General features: G+C 29.7%; 27 protein-coding genes. 6 read left to right on the top strand and 21 right to left on the bottom strand.

The genetic code is table 11. The features are described 5' to 3' along the window. Positions 1 to 119: 119 nt before the first annotated feature. Entirely contained in the window at positions 120 to 1,382 is a 1,263-nt protein-coding gene (locus OC535_RS11190; protein ID WP_498823036.1) for an ISNCY family transposase, read from the top strand. 243 nt (positions 1,383 to 1,625) lie between these two features. Here the strand turns inward: OC535_RS11190 and OC535_RS11185 are convergent, their stop codons facing one another. The 3 genes from OC535_RS11185 to OC535_RS11175 all read right to left on the bottom strand — a co-directional run bounded on the left by OC535_RS11185 (position 1,626) and on the right by OC535_RS11175 (position 4,795). Next, complete coding sequence (locus tag OC535_RS11185) at positions 1,626 to 1,970, bottom strand: FIVAR domain-containing protein (RefSeq protein ID WP_227053265.1); 345 nt, start codon at positions 1,968 to 1,970, stop codon at positions 1,626 to 1,628. 280 nt (positions 1,971 to 2,250) lie between these two features. Then, positions 2,251 to 3,015 carry a 4Fe-4S binding protein gene (locus OC535_RS11180; protein ID WP_227053238.1) on the bottom strand — a complete coding sequence of 255 codons (765 nt, stop codon included), beginning with the start codon at positions 3,013 to 3,015 and terminating at the stop codon, positions 2,251 to 2,253. A gap of 127 nt (positions 3,016 to 3,142) precedes the next feature. Further along, complete coding sequence (locus tag OC535_RS11175; protein WP_498823855.1) at positions 3,143 to 4,795, bottom strand: Na/Pi cotransporter family protein; 1,653 nt, start codon at positions 4,793 to 4,795, stop codon at positions 3,143 to 3,145. Between the two features lie 304 nt (positions 4,796 to 5,099). Here OC535_RS11175 and queD point away from each other — a divergent pair, with 304 nt between their 5' ends. Genes queD through queF form a run of 5 tightly spaced genes read left to right on the top strand, consistent with a single transcriptional unit; the run spans position 5,100 to position 7,926 of the window. Continuing rightward, a complete protein-coding gene (gene queD, locus OC535_RS11170; RefSeq protein WP_227053240.1) occupies positions 5,100 to 5,525 on the top strand; it encodes a 6-carboxytetrahydropterin synthase QueD in 426 nt (141 codons plus the stop codon). Continuing rightward, positions 5,518 to 6,183, top strand: a complete 666-nt coding sequence (gene queE, locus OC535_RS11165; RefSeq protein ID WP_227053241.1) for a putative 7-carboxy-7-deazaguanine synthase QueE — start codon at positions 5,518 to 5,520, stop codon at positions 6,181 to 6,183. The genes queD and queE overlap by 8 nt, the downstream gene beginning before the upstream one ends. Position 6,184: 1 nt before the next feature. Next, complete coding sequence (folE, locus tag OC535_RS11160) at positions 6,185 to 6,751, top strand: GTP cyclohydrolase I FolE (protein WP_227053242.1); 567 nt, start codon at positions 6,185 to 6,187, stop codon at positions 6,749 to 6,751. A gap of 10 nt (positions 6,752 to 6,761) precedes the next feature. After that, complete coding sequence (gene queC / locus OC535_RS11155; protein ID WP_264467777.1) at positions 6,762 to 7,445, top strand: 7-cyano-7-deazaguanine synthase QueC; 684 nt, start codon at positions 6,762 to 6,764, stop codon at positions 7,443 to 7,445. A 4-nt stretch (positions 7,446 to 7,449) separates the two neighbouring features. Next, positions 7,450 to 7,926: a preQ(1) synthase gene (gene queF / locus OC535_RS11150; RefSeq protein WP_024721210.1), complete on the top strand. Its 477-nt coding sequence runs from the start codon at positions 7,450 to 7,452 to the stop codon at positions 7,924 to 7,926. A gap of 381 nt (positions 7,927 to 8,307) precedes the next feature. Here queF and OC535_RS11145 read toward each other — a convergent pair whose 3' ends face one another. The 18 genes from OC535_RS11145 to OC535_RS11060 all read right to left on the bottom strand — a co-directional run bounded on the left by OC535_RS11145 (position 8,308) and on the right by OC535_RS11060 (position 22,589). Continuing rightward, entirely contained in the window at positions 8,308 to 8,865 is a 558-nt protein-coding gene (locus OC535_RS11145) for a GNAT family N-acetyltransferase (protein ID WP_227053244.1), read from the bottom strand. Between the two features lie 2 nt (positions 8,866 to 8,867). Further along, complete coding sequence (locus tag OC535_RS11140; protein ID WP_498823854.1) at positions 8,868 to 9,515, bottom strand: HAD family hydrolase; 648 nt, start codon at positions 9,513 to 9,515, stop codon at positions 8,868 to 8,870. A gap of 105 nt (positions 9,516 to 9,620) precedes the next feature. Next, positions 9,621 to 10,043: an SIS domain-containing protein gene (locus tag OC535_RS11135; protein ID WP_498823893.1), complete on the bottom strand. Its 423-nt coding sequence runs from the start codon at positions 10,041 to 10,043 to the stop codon at positions 9,621 to 9,623. A 155-nt stretch (positions 10,044 to 10,198) separates the two neighbouring features. Beyond that, entirely contained in the window at positions 10,199 to 10,372 is a 174-nt protein-coding gene (locus OC535_RS11130) for a hypothetical protein (protein ID WP_498823853.1), read from the bottom strand. A 5-nt stretch (positions 10,373 to 10,377) separates the two neighbouring features. Continuing rightward, positions 10,378 to 12,054 (bottom strand): glycoside hydrolase family 13 protein, encoded by a 1,677-nt coding sequence (locus OC535_RS11125; RefSeq protein WP_227053247.1) that lies wholly within the window; start codon positions 12,052 to 12,054, stop codon positions 10,378 to 10,380. Next, a complete protein-coding gene (locus OC535_RS11120) occupies positions 12,047 to 12,469 on the bottom strand; it encodes a PTS sugar transporter subunit IIA (protein ID WP_227053248.1) in 423 nt (140 codons plus the stop codon). Before OC535_RS11120 ends, OC535_RS11125 begins: the two co-directional genes overlap by 8 nt. A 14-nt stretch (positions 12,470 to 12,483) precedes the next feature. Further along, entirely contained in the window at positions 12,484 to 13,284 is an 801-nt protein-coding gene (locus OC535_RS11115; protein ID WP_498823852.1) for a PTS system mannose/fructose/sorbose family transporter subunit IID, read from the bottom strand. Next, positions 13,277 to 14,068 carry a PTS mannose/fructose/sorbose/N-acetylgalactosamine transporter subunit IIC gene (locus OC535_RS11110; RefSeq protein ID WP_498823851.1) on the bottom strand — a complete coding sequence of 264 codons (792 nt, stop codon included), beginning with the start codon at positions 14,066 to 14,068 and terminating at the stop codon, positions 13,277 to 13,279. Before OC535_RS11110 ends, OC535_RS11115 begins: the two co-directional genes overlap by 8 nt. An 18-nt stretch (positions 14,069 to 14,086) precedes the next feature. Next, positions 14,087 to 14,563, bottom strand: coding sequence for a PTS sugar transporter subunit IIB (locus tag OC535_RS11105; protein ID WP_024721218.1), 477 nt, complete (start codon positions 14,561 to 14,563; stop codon positions 14,087 to 14,089). Between the two features lie 157 nt (positions 14,564 to 14,720). After that, positions 14,721 to 15,293: an SOS response-associated peptidase family protein gene (locus tag OC535_RS11100; RefSeq protein WP_498823850.1), complete on the bottom strand. Its 573-nt coding sequence runs from the start codon at positions 15,291 to 15,293 to the stop codon at positions 14,721 to 14,723. Positions 15,294 to 15,319: 26 nt separating this feature from the next. After that, on the bottom strand, positions 15,320 to 15,871 hold the full coding sequence (locus tag OC535_RS11095) for a DNA-3-methyladenine glycosylase I (RefSeq protein ID WP_227053251.1): 552 nt from the start codon (positions 15,869 to 15,871) through the stop codon (positions 15,320 to 15,322). A 21-nt stretch (positions 15,872 to 15,892) separates the two neighbouring features. Then, positions 15,893 to 17,068, bottom strand: coding sequence for a hypothetical protein (locus tag OC535_RS11090; protein WP_498823849.1), 1,176 nt, complete (start codon positions 17,066 to 17,068; stop codon positions 15,893 to 15,895). Between the two features lie 110 nt (positions 17,069 to 17,178). Further along, entirely contained in the window at positions 17,179 to 18,732 is a 1,554-nt protein-coding gene (locus OC535_RS11085; RefSeq protein WP_024721222.1) for an ABC-F family ATP-binding cassette domain-containing protein, read from the bottom strand. Positions 18,733 to 18,754: 22 nt separating this feature from the next. Further along, positions 18,755 to 19,585 carry a YwqG family protein gene (locus OC535_RS11080; protein WP_024721223.1) on the bottom strand — a complete coding sequence of 277 codons (831 nt, stop codon included), beginning with the start codon at positions 19,583 to 19,585 and terminating at the stop codon, positions 18,755 to 18,757. A gap of 80 nt (positions 19,586 to 19,665) precedes the next feature. Beyond that, entirely contained in the window at positions 19,666 to 20,511 is an 846-nt protein-coding gene (locus OC535_RS11075) for a DMT family transporter (protein WP_024721224.1), read from the bottom strand. A 93-nt stretch (positions 20,512 to 20,604) separates the two neighbouring features. Beyond that, the gene (gene trhA / locus OC535_RS11070) at positions 20,605 to 21,279 is read right to left on the bottom strand and encodes a PAQR family membrane homeostasis protein TrhA (protein ID WP_024721225.1); all 675 of its coding nucleotides are present in this window, start codon (positions 21,277 to 21,279) and stop codon (positions 20,605 to 20,607) included. 121 nt (positions 21,280 to 21,400) lie between these two features. After that, entirely contained in the window at positions 21,401 to 22,072 is a 672-nt protein-coding gene (locus OC535_RS11065) for a CatB-related O-acetyltransferase (RefSeq protein WP_024721226.1), read from the bottom strand. Positions 22,073 to 22,175: 103 nt separating this feature from the next. Continuing rightward, complete coding sequence (locus OC535_RS11060; RefSeq protein WP_024721227.1) at positions 22,176 to 22,589, bottom strand: peptide deformylase; 414 nt, start codon at positions 22,587 to 22,589, stop codon at positions 22,176 to 22,178. Positions 22,590 to 22,733: the final 144 nt, after the last annotated feature.

The following is a 22,733-nucleotide window of genomic DNA, read 5'->3' as shown; positions in this document are numbered from 1 at the left end:
GATATATTTTCTTTGTTAAAATTCAACAATTATGTCACCGCAAAATTCAGCGAAAATGTCACCAGTATTCTCTTTGTTAAAATTATCCTCTATCATGTTATATGAAGGAGGTTTTTTTATTGGACAAAAAAGAAATTGTTGATCTGTTGTCTAAAAAAATAAATGGTGATTTAAATATGTCTTATGATCAATTATCTATTCTTACTGGCTATTCTAGGCGTCAACTTATTCGTATTTCTAAATCATTAAAAGAAAAAGGTATAGATTCCACTTTGATTCACGGCAATAAAGGTTTGGCCGCCAATAACCGTGCTTCAAATACTGAAGTTGACTATATCGTCAATTTCAAAAAACTATACCCTAATATCACTATATCACAATTTAGAGATATTTATCTTGAAGATGTTATTTTCAATCCATCTAAAGAGCTTGATGTTCTAAAATATCAGCTTAAACCTAGAAGTATTTCATTCTTTCAGCGCCTTTATAAACAATTCAAGTGGTCATCTCCGGTAAAACATAGAAGTCATAAAAGAGCTTCTCCTCTACATTTATTAAGAAAAAGAAGTCCTCGAGCTGGTATGCTTATTCAAGTTGATGGAACTCCTTTTGACTGGTTTGGTAATGGTCAGCTCTACACATTACATATGGCTGTAGATGATGCAACCAATGATATACTTGCAGGATGGTTTACCAAAAACGAATGTATGTTTGGATATTGTAAAATAATGGAACTGATTATTAGAAAAAAAGGAATTCCCATAGCGATTTATTCAGACAAACATACTATTTTTAAAAGTTCTGAAGGTAATACGACATCTTTTGGATTAATGATGGAAAAGCTCGGTATTGAAATGATTTTCGCTAATACATCACAAGCAAAAGGATTAATAGAAAGATACAATGGAACCGCACAACGAAGATTACCGAATGATATTATTAGATTTAAAATAAAAGATTATGATCAGCTAAACTTATGGTTCAATGACTTCTATATAAAATATCTAAATGAAAAATTTGCGCATTTACCCATTGATCCAATCTATGAATTTGTAGAATTAACCGAAAATTATGATTTAAATTTAGTATTTACAATTTCAAATAAAAGAAAAATCGTTGAAGGTAATATGTTTTCTTATGAAGGTTATTATTATGTTCCATATGATAATAATGGAGAAGTCATAAAAATCAGATCATCAACGGAAATTACTGTTTTATATTTTGTGTTGGAAAACAAAGTAAGAATGAAATATATAGGTAGAATTTATGATTGTGCAATAGTTGGTACTAATCATAAAAACAGAAAAGTTGTGATTAACAATCACAAAGACTTAAATAATCTCATCCAAGAATTAGACAATAAAACAAAGGGTTCTCACTAGTTGAACCCTTCTTCATTTTTGGTGACATTTTCGCTGAACGTTAACACAGATATATTTTCTTTTTTAAATATCAAAATTTTCCCAACAATAAAAGACAAAAATTTAATGTTTTTATTATCAAAATTTATTACTTCTAAATAACACATTTTAAATTATATTATTTATAAAGTATAATCTTAACATAAAAATTTCCAAATATTTCAACTCAAATATCTAGAAAAATTTTAGGTAGTCAATATTTTTTTATCTAATACCTCTTCTTTTCTTATTTTCATAGAAAACAATTGATGCTGCAGCTAATTCTACAAGTGGATATATTAAACTAATTGTAGCTCCAGTTTTTACACTTGCTGTTGGATTTCCTGATTTTACTGTAGATACTATCTTTTCTGTATTCATAGATATACTAGAATTTATTTGTAATTCTGCGATTGCTTTTGCTAAGAGATCCTTAGCATTGTCTACTTCCTCTTGTGTTGCTTCTGGATCTTCTAATGCTCTTGTTGCTTTTTTTAAAACATTTGTCATAACTGACCATGATTCTGATGTGTAACTTGTTACATTTAACCCATTTGCTTTATTATTAATTACGCATTTTCAACAATTGCAAAAGTACCATTAATATTTAAAGGTACTACTATTGTTGTCAATACTGTTATTAATGCTAATAATAGCTTACATAAGTTTTTCCCATTTTTCATACTTTCTGTTATAAAAATATAACCCCTAAATTTATTATACTTTATTTCAAAAACGTTTACATTACAATCTATTTCATATTATATTAAAAAAATAACAATTATCTTAATATTATTTAATGAAATTAAAAAAGAAGTTTAGCTGTCAATCTAAACTTCAATTCAAACATTTAAATAAAATATTCATTTTCACGTGGTGAAATCAGCTTTTCACTAAACTCTTTAGCAAACGCCTGATATTTTTCATCATGATCCATATTTTTAGCTTTAATCAGACATATACGAATGCACCTAAAGCAAGATATACACTTTTCATCAATATTTCTACAATCATCATTGATTGCATTAACAGGACACATTTTCACACATTGACCACATTTATTACATTTACTACTTGTATCTGGTCTAAAGCTTCCACCTTGCCCTCCTTTTTTATATGGATATTTACCAGGAACTGAAACAAAAGAAAAGTTATCATCTCTAAGTTTCAAACGTACTAAACTACCAAATAATTCATCACGATATAAATCATTGCGATCTGGTCTGCCAACTTGAATTCTTCCATAAGTATGTTCCCCAACTAATGCTGCTCCAGCAATCGGGATAAAACCCTGACTTTTGACCACATTAAATAATTCAAGTAGAGCATCATCATAATGACGATTACCATAAGTAACAGTTATTATGCATGAGGTATGTTCCCCTTGAATTAACTTTAAACGTTTTAATGCTTCCTTTAATATTCTACCGCCATATACAGGAAAACCAAATACAACTACATCATGTCGTGTAAATTGGATATTAGAAATTTCTTCTTTTAAAGTTAAATCTATTTCTGTAAGTTCGCCTTCTAGTCCTCTTGCTATAGTTACAGCAGATTTCTTTGAATTATATGTTGGTGAAAAGTAAACTGCATATGTCTTATCAATTTTCATTATATCACTCTCTCTTTTCTATCCAATAATTATATCACCTTATTATTTATCTACAAATAATTAAGAATAGATTATCACTTGAATAAATAAAAACCTTAATACTAATTTAGTATCAAGATTATTTTAACTATGCCATTGATGTTAAATCATCTTTAATTTCATTAAAAGCAATTGCAATATTTAATCCATGATCTCCAATTCTTTCAAAATCAATTAGTGTTTCAGTATATAGAGCACTATGCTCAACAGTACATTTTTTATTACGTAAACGTTTTAACTGATTAACAGAGAACTCATGTGTAGTATTATCAATACTATCTTCAATAATATCTACTTTTTCTACAATATTATGTAATTCTTCACGATTTAACGCATTTAATTCTTCTAAAATATTTCTTGTTAAATCATTCATGATTGAAATTTCTTTTATTGCTTCATCTGAAAAACTCTCACCATCATCATGAAGCTTTTTAGCTCTCTTTGCAATATTCATTGCATGATCTCCAACCCGTTCTAAATCCCCAGAAGTCTTTAAAAATAAGCCAATAGATTTTGATTCATCAATTGGAAATTCAGAAGAAATTGCATTAGTTGTAAATTGAATAATTTCTTTATTTAAATAATCAATGTATTTTTCATCTTTCAATAATCTTTCATGTTTTCCTTCATCGTAATTAGCAATTAATTCAAAAGATCTTTGAACATTTTTTTGAACTATATTTAACATATTTTGAGTTTCATTAAATAATTGAGTATTAACAATCGCACTTGTACCAATATGATAATCATTAGTAAAAATAGAGGCATCTAAATACTTTGTTGATAGTTTATCTTCAAACCCATCTTTTTCAGGAAGGATCATATATGCTAAATTAACTAATTTATTACCAAATGGTAATAAAAGAATCGTTGTCACAACATTAAATACTGTATGCACATTGGCAATTTGTGCTGGAATATTTGTTGGAGTCAATGATTGCATCAACTGTGCAAATGGGAACAGCATACTAATAGCAACAAAGATAATTGTTCCAATTATATTAAAAGATAAGTGAATGATCGTTGTTCTTTTAGCATTTCTTCCCGTTCCAATACTGGCTAATACAGCCGTAATACATGTTCCGATATTTTGTCCAAATAATACATAAATTGCTGAGGGTAATGTAATTACACCACTTTTAGCAAGAGCCTGTAAAATCCCAACCGATGCCGAAGAACTCTGAATAATAGCTGTAAATATAGCCCCAACTAAAATCCCTATTAATGGATTTTCAAAAGTACTAACAATATTAACAAATTCAGGCGAACTTCTTAGTGGTACCATTGCTTTTGACATCATATCCATTCCCATAAACAAAATTCCTAGACCTGCCAAAATACTACCAAAAGCATCTAACTTTTTACTCTTAAAAAAAACAATTAGTGCCACACCTGCAAAGGCAAATACTGGTGCTAAAGCCGTAATATCGATTGCAATCAATTGTCCAGTAATAGTCGTCCCGATATTAGCTCCCATGATTACCCAAACTGCATTTTCTAATTTCATCAATCCAGCATTAACAAATCCAACAGTCATCACCGTTGTAGCCGATGATGATTGAATAACTGCTGTAATAACCGCTCCAACACCAACGCCTAAAAAGCGATTAGTAGTAAGTTTTTCTAAAATACTTTTCATTTTATTTCCAGCAGCTAATTCTAAACCGTTAGACATCATTGTCATCCCATATAAAAATAGTGCTAGTCCACCAAACATGGCAAATAAATCTGTAAGTTTCATTTTTATCCCCCTGTTACACAGTTTATTTTATATCCAAAGTAAATTTAACATAAAATTTACAATATGCAAATACTATTAACAAATATTAACAAATTCTTAACTTTTCTATCTTTATTTTGGATTTTTTATCTTTTATTATACAATTATCTTGACAATTAATAAAAAACAATTACCATTATTACTAGACAGTTCATTTGTACCATCCTGTCTATAAACAAAACTAGGGCTATGCTTTTTTATATTGTTTTGAAGCAGGCTTTTTAGTGAGCCTGCTTTTTTATTTGATGGTATAGAAGGAGGAAGAATGTATTATTTAAAAACTGAACAATGCTTTGATAGCGCTCATTTTTTACATGGCTATCATGGTAAATGTGCCAATATTCATGGTCATCGCTGGAAAATCGTTGCAACTATCAAAAGTAAAGAACTGCTTAATAACCAGCAAAATAATGGCATGATCATTGATTTCAAAGATCTTAAAAATGATTTAAAAAAAATTACCAATGATTTAGACCATGCTTTGATTATTGAAAAAGGCAGTTTATCAAAAAAACTATACCAGGCATTAAATGATGAAAATTTTAAAATTATTGATTTACCATTTCGACCAACGGCAGAAAATCTCGCTAAATATATTTATGAGCTGCTAGCCAAAAGTTATGATGTTGATTGTATCGATGTTTATGAAACCCCAAATAACTGTGCCAGCTATCGAGGAAAAGATGAATAATTATCGTGTCGTTGAAAAATTTATTAGTATTAATGGCGAAGGAAGTAGAGCTGGTCAACTAGCTGCTTTTATTCGTTTTTATAACTGTAATTTAAATTGCAGTTATTGTGATACTAAATATGCTAATGGTAAAAATGCTAAATATGAAATCTTAACTGATCAAGATATTTTAGATTATTTAAATAAGAATAAAGTTATTAATGTGACTTTAACTGGTGGTGAACCGTTATTACAAAAAAATATCGATTCATTAATTACATTATTATTAAAAAATAATTATCGTGTCGAAATAGAGACCAATGGCAGTATTGATATTAAGCCATTCATTACAGATGATCTCCGCCCACTTTTTACTTTAGACTATAAAACGCCTAGCAGTAAGATGGAAGAATACATGCTATTGGATAATTATCAATATCTAACTAAAAATGATGTTGTTAAATTTGTAATTGGTGATCTCGCTGATTTGAATAAAGCAAAAGAAATAATTGAAACGTACGATCTTACAAACCGTGTCAAAGTTTATTTTAGCCCTGTCTTTGATATGATTAAACCTCGTACAATTGTTGATTATATGATTGAACATCACTTAAACAATATATTTATGCAATTACAATTACATAAATATATTTGGGATGTGAATAAACGAGGTGTTTAAAATGATCGATACTAAAAAAATTGAAAAACATATTTATGGAATTATTGAAGCCCTAGGTGATGATCCAAATCGTGAGGGTTTAAAAGAAACACCTCAACGAGTCGCTAAAATGTATGCAGAAGTTTTTGCCGGCATGAATTATACAAACAAGCAAATCGCTGAGATGTTTAACAAAACATTCGATGATGACCTCGATTTTGCCAATCAAGAAGTTATTGTCGTTAAAGATATTGATATTTTTAGCTATTGTGAACATCATCTAGCTTTAATGTATGATATGAAAGTTACTGTTGCTTATATTCCTAATGATAAAGTAATCGGTCTTAGTAAGATTGCCCGAATTGCCGATATGGCAGCCCGTCGCCTTCAGCTTCAAGAAAGAATTGGAAGTGACATCGTTGAAATCATGAAACTGATAACTAACTCTGAAGATATTGCTGTTATCATTAAAGGAAAACATAGCTGTATGTCCTCACGAGGAATAAAAAAAGTCAATAGTTTGACAACGACTTGTACTTTGTCAGGCCGTTTTGAAACAGAAGATAAATTACAGATATATTTATATTAAGGAGATAAAAATGAAAGCATTAGTATTATTTAGCGGTGGTGTGGATTCTACTACTGCTCTAGCCATGGCTATTGATAATTATGGTAAAGATAATGTCATTGCCTTATCAATTAGTTATGGTCAAAAACATCAAAAAGAAATTGAAGCAGCAAATAATATTATAAGTTATTATCAAGTCGAACATATTTATCTTGATTTAACTGAAATCTTTGCTTATAGTGATTGTTCTTTGTTACAACATTCCAACCGTGATATTCCTCATGAATCATACGCTAAACAATTAGCTAAAACTGAAGGAAATCCGGTTTCTACATATGTTCCTTTTAGAAATGGTTTATTTCTATCTACTGCTGCTAGTATTGCTTTATCTAAAAATTGTAGTGTTATCTACTACGGTGCTCATAGCGATGATGCTGCTGGTAATGCTTATCCTGACTGCAGTGATGTTTTCAACAATGCTATGAATCAGGCAATTTATGAAGGAAGCGGTCATCAATTAGAAATCAGAGCTCCTTTTGTGAAAATGACAAAAGCTCAAATCGTTAAAATTGGCCTAGAGTTAAAAGTTCCTTATGAATTAACCTGGTCATGTTATGAAGGAAATGATAAGCCTTGTGGAACCTGCGGAACTTGTCGCGATCGTCAAAATGCTTTTTTAAAAAATGGAATTATCGATCCATTATTAGGAGAATAAAATAATGAGTGAAAATTTAACTTTATTAGGAAATAAAAATACTATTTATAAAGATGATTATGCTCCAGAAGTATTAGAAACTTTTGACAATAAACATCCTGAAAATGATTATTTTGTGAAATTTAATTGTCCTGAATTTACAAGTCTTTGTCCGATTACTGGACAACCAGATTTTGCTACCATTTATATCAGTTATGTCCCTGATCAAAAAATGGTTGAAAGTAAGTCTTTAAAACTGTATTTATTTAGTTTTAGAAATCATGGTGATTTTCATGAAGACTGTATAAATATTATTATGAAAGATTTGATTAAGTTAATGGACCCTAAATATATTGAGGTGTGGGGAAAATTCACACCCCGTGGAGGGATTTCTATTGATCCCTATTGTAATTATGGAAAGCCTAATACTAGATGGGAAACAATTGCTTTTAACCGTTTAGTTAATCATGATCTTTATCCAGAAAAAATTGATAATCGTTAAATAAATTTTTAACTTGATTTATTATTTGAAACTATTATAATATAGTTGAAATTAGTGAAACGCGTTCGCTAATTAATTAGATATTCCATAAGAAAACGAAGGAGGTTGGTCCTTCGTTTTCACTATTTTGGGCGTGCTTTTTTATAGTCTATTTAGATTTTAAACGATCTAAATAAACTAAGATCAATAATAAAAGAATTAGATATTCCATGTATGGTATATCTTTCTATTATCAAATGACACGCCCGTGGGGATAAACATAAAACCATTTATCTATACCTCCCTAAATAGGGACGGCCATCCTTATTTATTATATCATCTTTAATATTCAAAAACGTCTCAAATTTATCTCAAAAAAATTTACATATAAATAACGCTTTTTTAAATGAATCGTCCTTTAGAGAATCCTAAATAAATTGTGCTATTGCTTATTTCCCTAAAATTATCCATAGCTTTTTTAGAAAAAACTCTCATCATAACAATAACATCTAAATTGCTGCTTGATAAAGCATCTTTATCATTATTTGCTACTAATACGACATTAGACATTGATTTCCAATTCCCAGCCTGTTGATAAAATTCTTTTAAGTCAGGTGCACATGTAAATACTCCAAAATCAAGATTATCCTCCATCCATTTTGTCGCTCTTGCAACAATTTTAGAACTAAATCCTTGTCTACGAAATACCGGCAAAGTTGCCACGCAGCTTAATCCGCCTATTTGATATGATTTTTCGTTGATAATCACTTTTAACTGAACAACTGCAGCATAACTAACAATTCTATTATCAACCATGATATAAAAACATTGCTCTATTAAATCACTATCATGTTCATCTGAATCACTTGTAGTTGGCCAAACGACTTGTAATAACTCATTAATTTGATTTTTTATTTTTAATGAGGCTTGCTGATACGAAATATTTTCAACTTTAATCATAGTTATAATAATAGATCAGTTAATTTAGCGACTGTATCAACAAGATAATCAGCTTGATTTTCCATCAATTCTTCCAAACTACCATAACCATATATGACCCCCACACAAGGTAAATTATTTTCATGAGCCCCAATTATATCATGTTTTCGATCACCGACCATAATTGCATCAGCTGCCAAAATTTTATTTTTTTCTAATACATAATTAATTACTTCCGCTTTTTTTTCACGACTATTAAATTCACTGCCACCAACAAAATCAAAATATTGTGCTAAATCAAAATGATCAATGATCTGCTTTGCAAACTTTTCAGGTTTTGATGTTGCAACCAGCAATACTTTACCATTTTCCTTTAAAGCTGTTAAACAATCAACTATACCATCATATACCTTATTATCAAAAATTCCTTTAGTAGAAAAATACTCACGATACTTAATTACAGCCTCATTAGCCTTAACTTCATCAAAACCATAAAAATCTCTAAATGAATCTCTAAGCGGTGGTCCAATAAAAGGTAATAGATCATTTAGATCATTTACTTCAATTCCATAATAATTTAAAGCATAACGCACTGATTTAGTAATTCCCATCATAGGATCAGTTAATGTTCCATCAAGATCAAACAATATATATTTTTGTTTCATAATCATCCTCCTATACACTAACCCAATTCTAACATCATTCATCCTATCTATTAAAGTTTTATTACCAAAAAAATAGTAAAATAAATCAATTAGATTCATTTTACTATTACATTATTCATCATAAAAAACAAACTCTTGATATTTTCTAACTAATATCGTTAAAGCAACACCTAGACAATTCATCGAAACAATTTTTTCACTTTCTAACGAAAATTCAGTAACATCATAATAAAGTTGATAAGTAGAACTTTTAGTTAAAAAATTTTTTCCTAATTCCGTAACAGATAAAATAGGAATACTTTTCATATTTAAACCATTAACAGTTTTAACAATTCCTGAAGTATTACCTGAAAAGGAAATAATAATGACAAAATCTTCACTTGTAAGCGAGTGTGAAATAACTTCAAAATTTGATTCACCAGAGACAATATAATTAGAACGTCCCGCTAAAAACAGCTCACTTGAAAATTGTTTTGCATAATTATTTTGGACAAAACCCGTAGCATATATGATAACTTGTCGAGCATGATGGATATCATATACTAAAGGAACGTAATTGACCTGGGTAGCGTATTCAAACGTTTTATTGATTTCCTTTTTATATGTTTCTACTAAATCTGTTGGGATGATTGCTTTTTTTACTATTTCTTTTTTTAATGCATATTTTAGTTCTGAATAACCGGTAAATCCTAATTTTTTGCTAATCTTAAAACTGAACTTTTTGACGACAGCAAAATTTTTGCTAATTCATTGATCGTCATATTTATAACTTCTTGTTTATGACTTTTTATATATTGTATCATTTCTTTTTCACTATCATTTAAATCAGCATATAACAATTCTGCTTGTGTGTCAAAATCCATTATTATTACCTCTCTATCATATAAACTATTGCCTGGTATGGTTCTAGCATAATTGTTTTATCGTCTTTTGTCAAAATATTATCGTAATTTGAAATAATTAATTTTCTATTTTGGCAATTTTTTGGTAATGTATAATTTACTCTTTGTGATGAAAATGAACAAATACAAAGTAATATCTGATCTTTATATTTTCTTTCATAAGCAAAAATGTCTGAATCGTTTTCATCAATTAATTCAAATGTTCCCTCTACAACAATGGGATTTTCTTTTCTAATTTGAATAAGTTTTTGATAATAATAAAATACCGAATTTTTATCTTTCAACTCATTTTCTAAATTAATTTCTTTATTATCAGGTGAATGATCGATCCATGGCTTTCCTTTTGAAAAACCAGCATCATCCTGACCATTCCATGGAAATGGTGTACGAGCATTATCTCTTGATCGTAAATAAGCACATTTTTTTATATATTCTTCATCTTCACCATTTTCCTTCATCTTTTCGCATACAAAAATTGTTTCTATATCTTTATATTGCTCCAATGATTTAAAAGGAACATTTTTCATTCCTAGTTCTTCACCTTGAAAAATATAAGGCGTTCCTTTCATCATATGCAAAAGAGTTCCTAACATTTTAGCCGATTCCTCACGATACTTTCCATCATCACCAAATCTAGAAACCGCCCGAGGCTGATCATGATTATTCCAATAAAGAGAATTCCAACCTTTATCTAGTTCTTTAGCCCATAAAGTTAAACTTTTCTTTAAATCACTTAATTTAAATTTGATATCTGAAAACTTACCATATTTTCCATAATCCAAATGCATATGATCAAATTGAAAGACCATATTCAATTCTTTATTATTAGGATCAGTATACAACTTTGCCTGTTCTACCGTAGTATTAGCCGTTTCACCAACTGTCATTACATCATAATGAGAAAGTACTTCCTGATTCATTTCTTGTAAAAACTCATGAACTCTTGGTCCATTTGAAGCCCCCTTATAATATGATTTAGAATAATCATATTCACCATCTGCAGCATCTGGAAAATCTTGTCTTTTACTAATCAATGAAATAACATCCATTCTAAAGCCATCTATTCCTTTATCTAGCCAAAAACGCATTTCATTATAAACTGCTTTTCTTACTTCCGGATTTTCCCAATTTAAATCAGGCTGTTCTGGTGCAAAGCAATGTAAATAATACTGATTTCTCTCTGGTACATAACTCCATGCTGAACCCCCAAACGTAGCACCCCAATTATTAGGTAAACTGCCATCTTCTTTAGCATCTTTCCAAATATAAAAGTCAGCATATTTATTGTCCTTCGAAAGCTTTGATTCTTTAAACCATTGATGCTGATCACTTGTATGATTGACAACTAGATCCATGATTATTTTAATATTCATTTGATGAGCTTTTTCTAATAATTCCTCGAAATCTGCCATTGTTCCATAAATAGGATTAATTTCTCGATAATTTTCAATATCATATCCATTATCAACCAATGGTGATTTATAAATTGGATTCAACCAAACAACATCAATACCTAATTTTGATAAATATGATAATTTCTCAATGATTCCTCTCAAATCACCGATACCATCATCATTAGAATCTTTAAAACTTTGCGGATATATTTGATAAACAACACTACTTTTCCACCAATCTTTACTCATCTTCGTCATCTGCCTCCAAATTTCTTACAACATCATTTACAAAAACCGTTTGCTGTTTGGCATCTTCGATTGCACTACGAATAACTGTTTCATCAACTTTATCATAGCTAGATAAAGATAGCACGATACTTAAAACAATAGGTAAACTCATTCCCGTAATAATATAAACATTAGGATATTGCAAATATTTTATTGCTTCTTGATTAACACTGCCACCTAACATATCAGTAAAAATAATATATTCATCATTTTTATCGATTTTGCCAATTGCATTTTTTAATTGCTGCTCTACGGGTATATTATCCATATATGCACAAACGGCTTCTATATGATCTAAGCTTGATCCAATATATTGAAGGGTATCTTTTAATCCCTCAGCCATCAAATGATGGCTCGCTAAAATAATTTTTCTCATATCCATATCTCCAACTAAACTGATAAAATTCCAAAAAATGAACAAATTAAAGCTATTATAATGATTAAGAAAATAACCTGGATTACTGATAATTTTTTAGAAGCTAATAATTTGTAAACTAAAAATGTCAATCCTACTGGTAATAACGCTGGCATTATTTGATCTAAGATGCCTGATTGAATAGCTAGTTCTACTTCTCCTGATTGATAAACAAGTCCTACTGTAACTTTAACAACTGAAGGAATTAAAGCCCCGATAACTGTTAAGCCCATGATTGATGCTGCTTCTGTAAAAACTGATAATTTATCACCTAATTTAGTAATCAGCTTTAATCCAGAATCATATCCTAAATGAAATAATTTGATCCTAAAAACAAAGAATACCAAATTCAATAATAACCAAATAACAGCACCTGTCGGATTACCTTCCAATCCCATATAAGCTGCAATTGACCCCATGATCGTTGGATATAAGACCCAGATAAGAGTATCACCAATCCCTGCTAGTGGTCCCATCATCCCAGTTTTAAAATTTTGTACTGTATCGATTGCTTTTATGCCATCCTCTTCTTCCATCGCTACACTGGCCCCTAATAAAATATTTCCCATCCAGGTCGTTGTATTAAAATATTTATAATGGTTATTTAATGAAGCGACGTACTCTTCATCATTTTGATAAATTTTTCTAAGTACTTTCTCTAAACCAAATACGATTGCTGGTCCCTGCTGATTTTCATAATTAAATACGTTACATGCCATAAACATATAACGAATAGCTGCTTTAGTTAAATCTTTCTTTTCTACTTTATTACTCATCCCAATCATCTCCTTCTTCAAATGTAACATTTTCATTTGTTGATAACTTTTTACTTTCAGTTGTGAAAAAGTAATATGCTAGTGCTAAACCAATAATTGAAACCCCAAACATTGGAACATTTAAATATGCGGAAAAGACAAATCCAATCATAAGCATTGATAAATACTTTTTAGCTGGCATAACTTGTAATAATAATGCAATCCCAACAACAGGTAACATATTACCAGCAATTGATAAGCCATTTGTAAACCATTCGGGTACTGCTGTTAAAATTGTATTGACGATCGTATCACCAAACAATACACATAACGCCGTTGGAATACCTGTAGATAATGCAAAAATAGCTGGTCCTATCCATAAAATATGATTCATTTTCTTAAATTTCATTTCATTGCATGCTCTTTGTGCTGCATGAGTTACATATGTATTCAATAATTTAGCAAATACGTCTAACTGAATTCCTAGCATTCCAACTGGCACCCCTACTGCCAAAGCTACTGCCTTTGCTTGTTCAATATCATTTGTTGTTTTACAAGCAACATATACGCCCACTAAAGATGCAAGTCCCCAGTTAGGAACTGATGAACCGCCAATATTGGCAACACCTAAATTCATTAATTGAAATGTTCCCCCGATAACCATTGCTGTTTGCATATCCTGCATAATTAATCCTGCAAAAAAAGCTACCATGATTGGAAACCATGTCGTTATAACTAAACCTTGTTGATCAATAACCATCCACATCGATAATAGGATGATCAAAATACCCTGTATTATTTCCATATTTTTTGTCCTGCTTTCTTATTTAATGTATGTTTCTAATGTCTCTTCAGTTTCACTTGGCACATAGTGAAATGTAACCGGAATATTCATTGACACTAATTTCTTAAAATCATTAACCTCTGCTTCATCAACAGATACCATTTTTTTAACTGTCTTCTTTCCTTCACCATCAAACATGATCCCAATATTAACTTTAGGAATAACAACCCCATTTTCTGCTAATTTAACTAATGTTGAAGGTTCCCGTACGATCATAAAGACATTATGATTATCATACTTTCCAGCCTTAAAGTTTTTGATTGCGGTCTCCGTATCGATAATTGACATTCCTGTTCCTGCTGGTTTGGACATTCTCATTGCAGCTTTTTGAATGTCATCTTTACTCACCTCATCATCAACAACCATTAATCTTTTCGCTTTTGTAGCTCCTGCCCATTGGGTAACTACGATTCCATGAATTAATCTTTGATCTACTCTTGCTAATACTAAACTCATTTTTTATATCCTCCTTGTCCTTTGACGTAACTTAGTTTATCTATTTTTGTAAACACTTTCAATAGGTTGGGACGTTTATGGAACTGGTTCTAAAAAAATGAAAATAGTGTCATAAATACGGGAATTTTCTCAAAAAAAATAAGCATATAAAATATGCTTAAAATAAACTAGTCTGTAATGATCCAGATATTATTTTTAGTGGTAAAGGTTTTACTTTTAATAAATGTTTATAATCATTACTCTTGAGCCAGATATTTTTTTGTTGATAATTAAAGATCAAGGGCATTCGCTGATGAATTCCTTCCATACTTTCATTAGCATCTGTAGTAATGATCGCAACTTCTTTTTGACCATTAACAATGCGATATACTCCTGCCATCATCATTAGCTGGCCATTTTCATTTTCAAAAGTAAATTTATGTTTGTGAATATCCCACTCATAAAAACCATTAGCAGGAATGATACAGCGGTGATTGATAATATCTTTTTTAAATAAAGATTTTTCTTGGATCGTTTCTTGACGAGCATTGATAACTAGCTTATTATCAAATATCTTGTATCCCCATCTTGCTTTGCATCCAATTAATTTATCGTTGTTATTTTCAATTATAAAAATATTATTGCTGGGATAGTAATCTATCTTATCTTTTAATGCCGGTTCGAAAGGATAATCAATTTTATCCTCTAGTTCCATTAACGCTTTTAATTCTAAAAAATATCTACTGCACATCGCAATTAACACTTCCTTTAAAATATCTATTTATTGTAACAAAAACAATTTAATTCATGATCATTAACAATTCCCACGGCCTGCAAATATGAGTAGATCGTTATCGATCCTACAAAACTCATACCTCTTTTTTTCAAATCATTAGAGATCTCATCCGATAATTTTGATGTAGTTTTGAAATTATCGTCAATATTTTTGATGATTTGATTATTACTAAAACCCCAAATATATTTAGAAAAACTACCAAATTCATTTTGAATATCCATAAAAATTTTAGCATTTTTAATTGCTGCAGCAATTTTTCTTTTACTCCTAATTATTTTTTCATTATTTAATAACGCAGTTACCTTTATTTCATCATATTGGGCAATCTTTTTTACATCAAATTGATCGAATGCCTCTTTAAACGCTTCACGCTTTTTTAAGATCGTTATCCAAGATAAACCAGCTTGGAAAGTCTCTAATAAAAACATTTCATATAATTTTTCATCATCATAAACAGGTCTTCCCCATTCATGATCATGATAATCTTTATATATCTCTGATTTTTCATCTACCCAAGTACATCTTTTAACCATTTTACTTTCTCCTTGTTTATATTATTCATTAGATATTTCTAATTTATCATCAAGTATCGTAACCCAAAAAGCATCACTATCATCAAAATCATTATTTTTAAATGGATATGAAGGAATGATCTTACTATTCATCGAAACATATATATTATGTAACACATTATTTTCTTCTGATGCATCGTATTCAACTAAAATAAAACATTTCTTAGAATTATTACGTCCAAAATATGTTTCATAAACGGTAATATCTTCAGATTTAAAAAAATCTGTTTCTTTCTTTTGCGATGAAGTAGTTTGATATATTTTATCATTTTCAGAATCTTGATACGCGATTTTATAACTGTACATCCCATTAATATTAGCTAAACCTATATTTAACTGCTGGCAATAAATTTCATCTTTTAAATCATCGATTACTAGATAATTATAATACTTATTATCATCTTTAAATAAATAGGCTTGAACATTCGCTACTTTATTACCTTTTTTATCATATCGAACAGCTTCTTGATAATCTAACGCTGTATCTGGATCAAATCTTAGCCACTCTTTATTAGTTTCATAATGATAATAAGTTGTAACACTTATAAATGTCATGACTAAACATAAGGCTATTGTAACTACAAAATATCCTAAACCTAATTTAACTGAAGTTATTCTAACCTCAGAAACACTGATATTATTATTTTCAATAATCGTTTTCTTCATTTTTTCAAAATGATAGATCATCAAAATAAAACAGCCCATAATTATTACTACTAACAACCATGATGCTTTTATCCCTAGTAAATAAGCTAAAAATGCTATCAATAAACTAATTAAATAATATATCAAGATCCTTTTTATATGATGTTTGTCTACTAAAAAATCATAAAAACCCCTAATCATAAATAATATTCTGATTATACCAATAAATATCAAAATATATTTAAGAGCAAACACTTGATATGGCGTTGCCTTTAAAACTAAATCAAGCATATTAACAATTATAAAAACCAAAGCAAAATAATATGCAAATCTAAACGATCTATTAATATCTTTGATCATTCTGATCGCTAAATAAAAAAACAAGCCTGATATCAATGATGTAATACTAGAAATTATCTCAAACTTAATATCAATAAACGATAAAATAAATCCGGCTATAACCCATCTAAAAATCCAACTAATATCTTTATCCCTTTTATTAACTACTTCCATAATTTTCCCTCCCTAACTTACTAACTATATCTTATCATTTAAATATACATCGATACAACATTTAAAGATGCGCAAATCAAAAAATCATATTTACTTGAATATGATCTTTTTTAAATTATTTTTGTCGAACATTCTTCTAAATTAATCACTTCATCAACAATCGGTAAATAAAACTCTGGTTCATGACTAACTAGAATAACCGCCCCTTTAAAAGCTTTAATTGCCCTTTGTAATGCTTCTTTAGCATCAACATCTAAATGATTAGTCGGTTCATCGAGCACCAAAACATTAGCCTCTCGATTCATGATCTTACAAAGACGAACTTTAGCATTCTCTCCACCAGACAATACTTTCATTAATGATTCAATATGTTCCCTCGTTAAAGCGCATTTAGCTAGCATCGATCTAATTTCACCATTATTACGATCTGGAAATTCTTCCCATAAATAATCTAATGCTGTCATCGAAACGATAGCCTCTTCCTGTTTAAAAAAACCAATTTCAACAAAAGGATCTTTTTCTACTGTGCCACTATAAGGCTCTTGCATCCCAACCAATGTTTTTAATAATGTTGTTTTTCCTAAACCGTTGACACCTTTAACAGCAATCTTTTTATTTCTTTCAAAAACAAGATTTAGTGGTATAGTTAAAGGACTATCATAGCCAATTACTAAATCTTTACATTCAAATAATACTTTGCCTGGAGTCCTCGCTTCCATAAATGAAAATTCCGGTTTTATTTTTTCTTTTGGCTTAGAAATCAAATCCATTTTATCCAATTTCTTTTGTCTTGAACTAGCCATATTTCGAGTAGCTACTCGCGCTTTATTTCTTGCGATAAAATCTTCAAGATCAGCTATTTCTTTTTGTTGTTTTTGATAACTTGCTGCTTGTTGTCTCTTTTTTAGTTCCGCCTGCTCTAAGTAATAATCATAATCACCCTTATATCGTGTCAATACCCCATCTTCTAAATGATAAATAACATTTATGACCTGGTTTAAAAAACTAATATCATGACTAACTAAAATAAAAGCATTATCATAATTTCTTAAAAAATTAATTAACCAGTTAACATGCTGTTCATCTAGATAATTAGTTGGCTCATCAAGAATTAGAATCATTGGATTTTCTAATAATAGTTTTGTTAGTAAAACTTTTGAACGCTGTCCTCCGGATAAAGCATCAACTGGTTTATCTAAACCAATATCATTTAAACCTAAACCACCTGCAACCTCCTTGATCTTTACATCAATGGTATAAAAACCACCATGATCTAAAATTTCCTGAATCTCACCAACTTCTTCCATTAATTTATTCATCGTTATATCATCACAATCTGCCATCTGTTCATACATTGCCAGCATTTCCTGCTCTAGATCATAATAATATCTAAAAGCATCTTGTAATACTTGATAAATCGTTTGTCCTGGTTTTAAAACTGTATGCTGGTCCAAATAACCAGTTGTAATCCGTTTACACCACTCTATCTTTCCCGAATCGGGAATGATTTTACCAGTAATAATATTAAGAAATGTTGACTTACCTTCACCATTAGCCCCAACTAAGCCAATGTGTTCACCATTTAACAACCTAAAACTGGCATTTTCTAATATCGTCCGTCCGCCAAAATCATGACTAACATTTTCTACATTTAATATGCTCATTTTTCTCTCCTACTTACATTATTTAATAACAATCCCAATTATATAATACTTTTGAAAAATCTTTATCTTTCAAATCAGCTTCTGTGATAAAAAAATTACAAATGCCACTATCGCCCCACATAATTTCTTTATCTGCAACACCAATACTATCAATTTGCAATAACAAAATATATTGACTATAACTAACCATACTTCGTGGATCTACTTGAGTAAAAGCAGGGTATCCAAATAATTTATGCCCGAATCCACTATTTTCATTAAACTCATCTTCTGACAATATTTCCTCTGGTAAATCGTAATATGATTCAATTAAATTATTTGGATAAAAATGATTCCACTTATTAGTAAACAATTGATCAAATTTATAATCACCTTGACAAATTCCTTCTTTACTACTAACAAAATTTAATTTAAAAGTATCTTCTATAGGAAAATAACCTTCTTTATCAGGCAAATATTTTTCGATGATTTCTGCTTCGCTAACACGATAATCGATTTCTGGATAATAAATAACACGACTCTCTTTTTGAGAAGTCATATCATCAAAATCCAAACCGTATAGATCATTATCCAAAGCCCAAAACTGTAATATTCCTTTATCTAGATCATATTTATTTTTTGGTAATTCCTCTAAATTTATTTGTCCAATCAGTTTTAATTGCTGATTATTATCACTAACTGGCACTAAATCTTTTTTTCCTAAATATGGCAGTCCACCAAACTTACTAGTAAAAATACTACAATCATCAATACTTAAATTTATCTTAATAACATCTTTAACTGTTTCCTGATTTAAACTAGTCATTACTTTTAAAACCATTTCTTTAGTAATTTTATTTTTTCTTTTAAACATAAACTATCACCTTTAAATTAATCATAAATCTTGTCACTTTTAATCTTAACATGAATCTTGCCCCATATCTAAATACTTTATTATTTATCAATCAATGATGCATAAAAAGCTGTCATTAAGACTAGTGCTCCACCAAAAATTTCTTTCATACTAGGCATTTCATGTAATAAAATCAGTGCTAGAACAATACTATAGACACTTTCCATTCCCGAAATTATACTTGCTGTATGGACTTTTATTTTTTTCAAACTGCTAATATATATACTATGAGCTATCGCTGTACAAACAATCCCCAAAAAAACAAGTGCTAAAAAATCAACTATTGTTAAATTTATTTCTACAATAAATAAAGATGGTAATAATACAAATGCTGCTACACCTTGTTCATATAAACAGATCATTTTACCATCATAAGATTTAGAAAAATATCGATTTATTAAACAGAGCAAAGCATAGCTCAGTGATCCTATCATGCCAATTACTATTGCTGATGTCATTTGATTTTTTAAACTAAACTCGGGAATCGTTATTAATATTCCTAAAAGCATTACAATAGCGACAATAATATTTTTTAGCTTTAATTTTTCTTTATAAAAAAAGGGTTCTAAAAAAGTTACAAAAAGCGGAAAAGTTGAAAAAGTAATTGTCCCAACAGCCACAGTTGCCATATCAATAGCCTGAAGAAATGTAAACCAGTGAATTGCCATTATCACACCTGCTAGAACAATTAAATAATAGTCATTTCTATTATTTAGTAAAATATTTTCTCTTTTTATCAACATGACAATCAATAAAAAGACGGCTGAAAAAAATGCCCGTGCAAACGTAATGAAAATTGCAGGTAGTCCTACAAATTTACCAATTACTCCAGCTAGACCAAATAACATTACAGCTGCATGTAATGAAAAAATTTCTTTGTTTTTCATTTTATCACTCCAGTTATTACTTATGATAACTATTTAAAATACTTTTGACAAGAAAAGATCTTAATAAATACTTACTAAGATCTTCAAAATTATTTAGATAACATATAAAATAATACATAAAAAATGTAATACACTACCTAATAAAATCCATAAATGCCAAATACTATGCATATAGCGATGTTTGTTTTGAAGTCCGTAAAAAACTGTTCCAATTGTATATGCAACACCACCCAATACTAATAACCATATACCATTATATCCGATTGCTTCAGGTAAAAGATTAATTTTAAAAATAATGCACCAGCCCATTGCTAAATAACAAATCATCGAAAATTTTTGATTACTTTCAATATCAATAGCATTCAAAACAATTCCTAAAACTGTACAACCCCAAACAATTGCAAAAATTATCCAAGCCCAGAATTCATCGATTGGTCTAATTGAACATAATAATACTGGTGTATAAGTTCCGGCAATTAAAACAAAAATCGAACAATGATCCATAATTTGAAAAACTTTTTTGCTCTTAGTATTTGGTGACAACCCATGATAAATGCTGCTCATCGTATACAAAAGAATCATTGAAACACCATAAATAATTCCTGATCCAATTCCAAAACCATTACCTCTGACAGCACCAAAGACAATACATAATACTAATACTGCTATCCCAAACGCCCCACCAACGATATGGCTGACCATATTAAATATTTCTTCACCACGAGTATAAACCGGTAAAACACGATCATCTAATTTTATCCGCTTCATTAAATACCTCCACTCTATAACTATGTATATATTCCTATTCCATCATAAATTCATATATTAATAAAACAAAAATCTATTATATCCAAGAATAATTATTACTGGCTCATTATATAAAAGCTGATCAATATTTTTTATTCCTATCAAATAATATTTTTTTTATCTCTTTTCTTACTTCATTTAAATCCTCATTACATAATAATGGTAACAATTCAACAAGCTCTTCAGGTGTAGAATCCCACCAGTTCAATTTTTCTAATAATTCAATTAATTCATCATCAAAACGTTTTTTTATAAAACGAGCTGGATTGCCACCTACTACACAATATGGCGCAACATCTTTAGTCACGATTGAGTGTGCTGCAATAATCGCACCATTTCCAATCTTAACACCTGGCATAATTGTACTTTTTCTTCCGATCCAAACATCATTTCCAATCACTATATCTCCTTTAAATGGTAATTGTTTTAAATGAGGTGGTGTTTTTTGAGCCCAAATTCCCCCAAACACATTAAAAGGATATGTTGAAACACTGCTAATTCGATGATTAGCACTACCCATTATAAATTGAGTTCCACAAGCAATCGAACAAAACTTACCAATTATCAATTTATCACCAAATTCCGGCCAATTGAAAAGAACATTATTTTTTTCAAAACCCGTTGGATCAACTGGATCATCATAATATGTATAATCACCAATAAAAATATTGGGAGCTGTAATTACGTTTTTTATATAACATGATGTCTTATATTCGTTTGGAAAAACATCATTAGGATTAGGGATATTATTCATTCTTATTCACTCCTTTTCTTATCTCACATCCTTTCACCTGTTATTACCGTAGCAACTGCTCTAATTATTCGAATCTTTTTCATTCACATACCTCCAGTTACATTTAAATCAAGATTCCTTGACAATGATCTATTTCATGTTGAATTATTTGTGCCAAATAATCTTGAAATGTTTTTATTTTCTTTTTAAAACTCTCGTCAAAATAAGCAATTTTTATTTTTTCATACCGTTTAGTTTTCTTAACCCCCTGATGTGATAAACAACCTTCCTCGGTTTCATAAAGTCGTCCTGATGTTTTTAATACTATAGGATTGATCATTACTAAATATTTACCGTTATCATTAACAACAATGATATTTTTGTTTACCCCAATCATATTGGCAGCCATCCCCACGCACTCTTGTTCATGAGCTTTTATTGTATCCAACAAATCTTGAACAACTGGTAAATCTTCTGGTGTTGCCAAAATTGATTTTTGACTTAAACTAAATTGATCTGTAACTATCTCTTTAATCATATTTCCTCCAATTTAATCTTTAAAATATTTTATATAATTCAAACTCTTTTTTATTTTATCATTTTATCATCTTATTATAAAGGACTGGAGCATTTAGCACCAGTCCTTTATTAAATATCATTCATTTTAATACATGTCTCGACT

This window comes from Clostridium sp. Marseille-Q5894, from assembly GCF_946902305.1.
Taxonomy (GTDB): Bacteria; Bacillota_I; Bacilli_A; order Erysipelotrichales; family Coprobacillaceae; genus Thomasclavelia.
This window is presented reverse-complemented; position numbering and strand designations above follow the sequence as displayed.

Excerpts from the sequence above, each read along its gene's own strand:
- OC535_RS11180 (WP_227053238.1), bottom strand. The coding sequence starts at position 3,015 with ATGAAAATTGATAAGACATATGCAGTTTACTTTTCACCAACATATAAT.
- OC535_RS11175 (WP_498823855.1), bottom strand. The coding sequence starts at position 4,795 with ATGAAACTTACAGATTTATTTGCCATGTTTGGTGGACTAGCACTATTT.
- queD (WP_227053240.1), top strand. The coding sequence starts at position 5,100 with ATGTATTATTTAAAAACTGAACAATGCTTTGATAGCGCTCATTTTTTA.
- queE (WP_227053241.1), top strand. The coding sequence starts at position 5,518 with ATGAATAATTATCGTGTCGTTGAAAAATTTATTAGTATTAATGGCGAA.
- folE (WP_227053242.1), top strand. The coding sequence starts at position 6,185 with ATGATCGATACTAAAAAAATTGAAAAACATATTTATGGAATTATTGAA.
- queC (WP_264467777.1), top strand. The coding sequence starts at position 6,762 with ATGAAAGCATTAGTATTATTTAGCGGTGGTGTGGATTCTACTACTGCT.
- queF (WP_024721210.1), top strand. The coding sequence starts at position 7,450 with ATGAGTGAAAATTTAACTTTATTAGGAAATAAAAATACTATTTATAAA.
- OC535_RS11145 (WP_227053244.1), bottom strand. The coding sequence starts at position 8,865 with ATGATTAAAGTTGAAAATATTTCGTATCAGCAAGCCTCATTAAAAATA.
- OC535_RS11140 (WP_498823854.1), bottom strand. The coding sequence starts at position 9,515 with ATGATTATGAAACAAAAATATATATTGTTTGATCTTGATGGAACATTA.
- OC535_RS11130 (WP_498823853.1), bottom strand. The coding sequence starts at position 10,372 with ATGGATTTTGACACACAAGCAGAATTGTTATATGCTGATTTAAATGAT.
- OC535_RS11125 (WP_227053247.1), bottom strand. The coding sequence starts at position 12,054 with ATGAGTAAAGATTGGTGGAAAAGTAGTGTTGTTTATCAAATATATCCG.
- OC535_RS11120 (WP_227053248.1), bottom strand. The coding sequence starts at position 12,469 with ATGAGAAAAATTATTTTAGCGAGCCATCATTTGATGGCTGAGGGATTA.
- OC535_RS11115 (WP_498823852.1), bottom strand. The coding sequence starts at position 13,284 with ATGAGTAATAAAGTAGAAAAGAAAGATTTAACTAAAGCAGCTATTCGT.
- OC535_RS11110 (WP_498823851.1), bottom strand. The coding sequence starts at position 14,068 with ATGGAAATAATACAGGGTATTTTGATCATCCTATTATCGATGTGGATG.
- OC535_RS11105 (WP_024721218.1), bottom strand. The coding sequence starts at position 14,563 with ATGAGTTTAGTATTAGCAAGAGTAGATCAAAGATTAATTCATGGAATC.
- OC535_RS11100 (WP_498823850.1), bottom strand. The coding sequence starts at position 15,293 with ATGTGCAGTAGATATTTTTTAGAATTAAAAGCGTTAATGGAACTAGAG.
- OC535_RS11095 (WP_227053251.1), bottom strand. The coding sequence starts at position 15,871 with ATGGTTAAAAGATGTACTTGGGTAGATGAAAAATCAGAGATATATAAA.
- OC535_RS11090 (WP_498823849.1), bottom strand. The coding sequence starts at position 17,068 with ATGGAAGTAGTTAATAAAAGGGATAAAGATATTAGTTGGATTTTTAGA.
- OC535_RS11085 (WP_024721222.1), bottom strand. The coding sequence starts at position 18,732 with ATGAGCATATTAAATGTAGAAAATGTTAGTCATGATTTTGGCGGACGG.
- OC535_RS11080 (WP_024721223.1), bottom strand. The coding sequence starts at position 19,585 with ATGTTTAAAAGAAAAAATAAAATTACTAAAGAAATGGTTTTAAAAGTA.
- OC535_RS11075 (WP_024721224.1), bottom strand. The coding sequence starts at position 20,511 with ATGAAAAACAAAGAAATTTTTTCATTACATGCAGCTGTAATGTTATTT.
- trhA (WP_024721225.1), bottom strand. The coding sequence starts at position 21,279 with ATGAAGCGGATAAAATTAGATGATCGTGTTTTACCGGTTTATACTCGT.
- OC535_RS11065 (WP_024721226.1), bottom strand. The coding sequence starts at position 22,072 with ATGAATAATATCCCTAATCCTAATGATGTTTTTCCAAACGAATATAAG.
- OC535_RS11060 (WP_024721227.1), bottom strand. The coding sequence starts at position 22,589 with ATGATTAAAGAGATAGTTACAGATCAATTTAGTTTAAGTCAAAAATCA.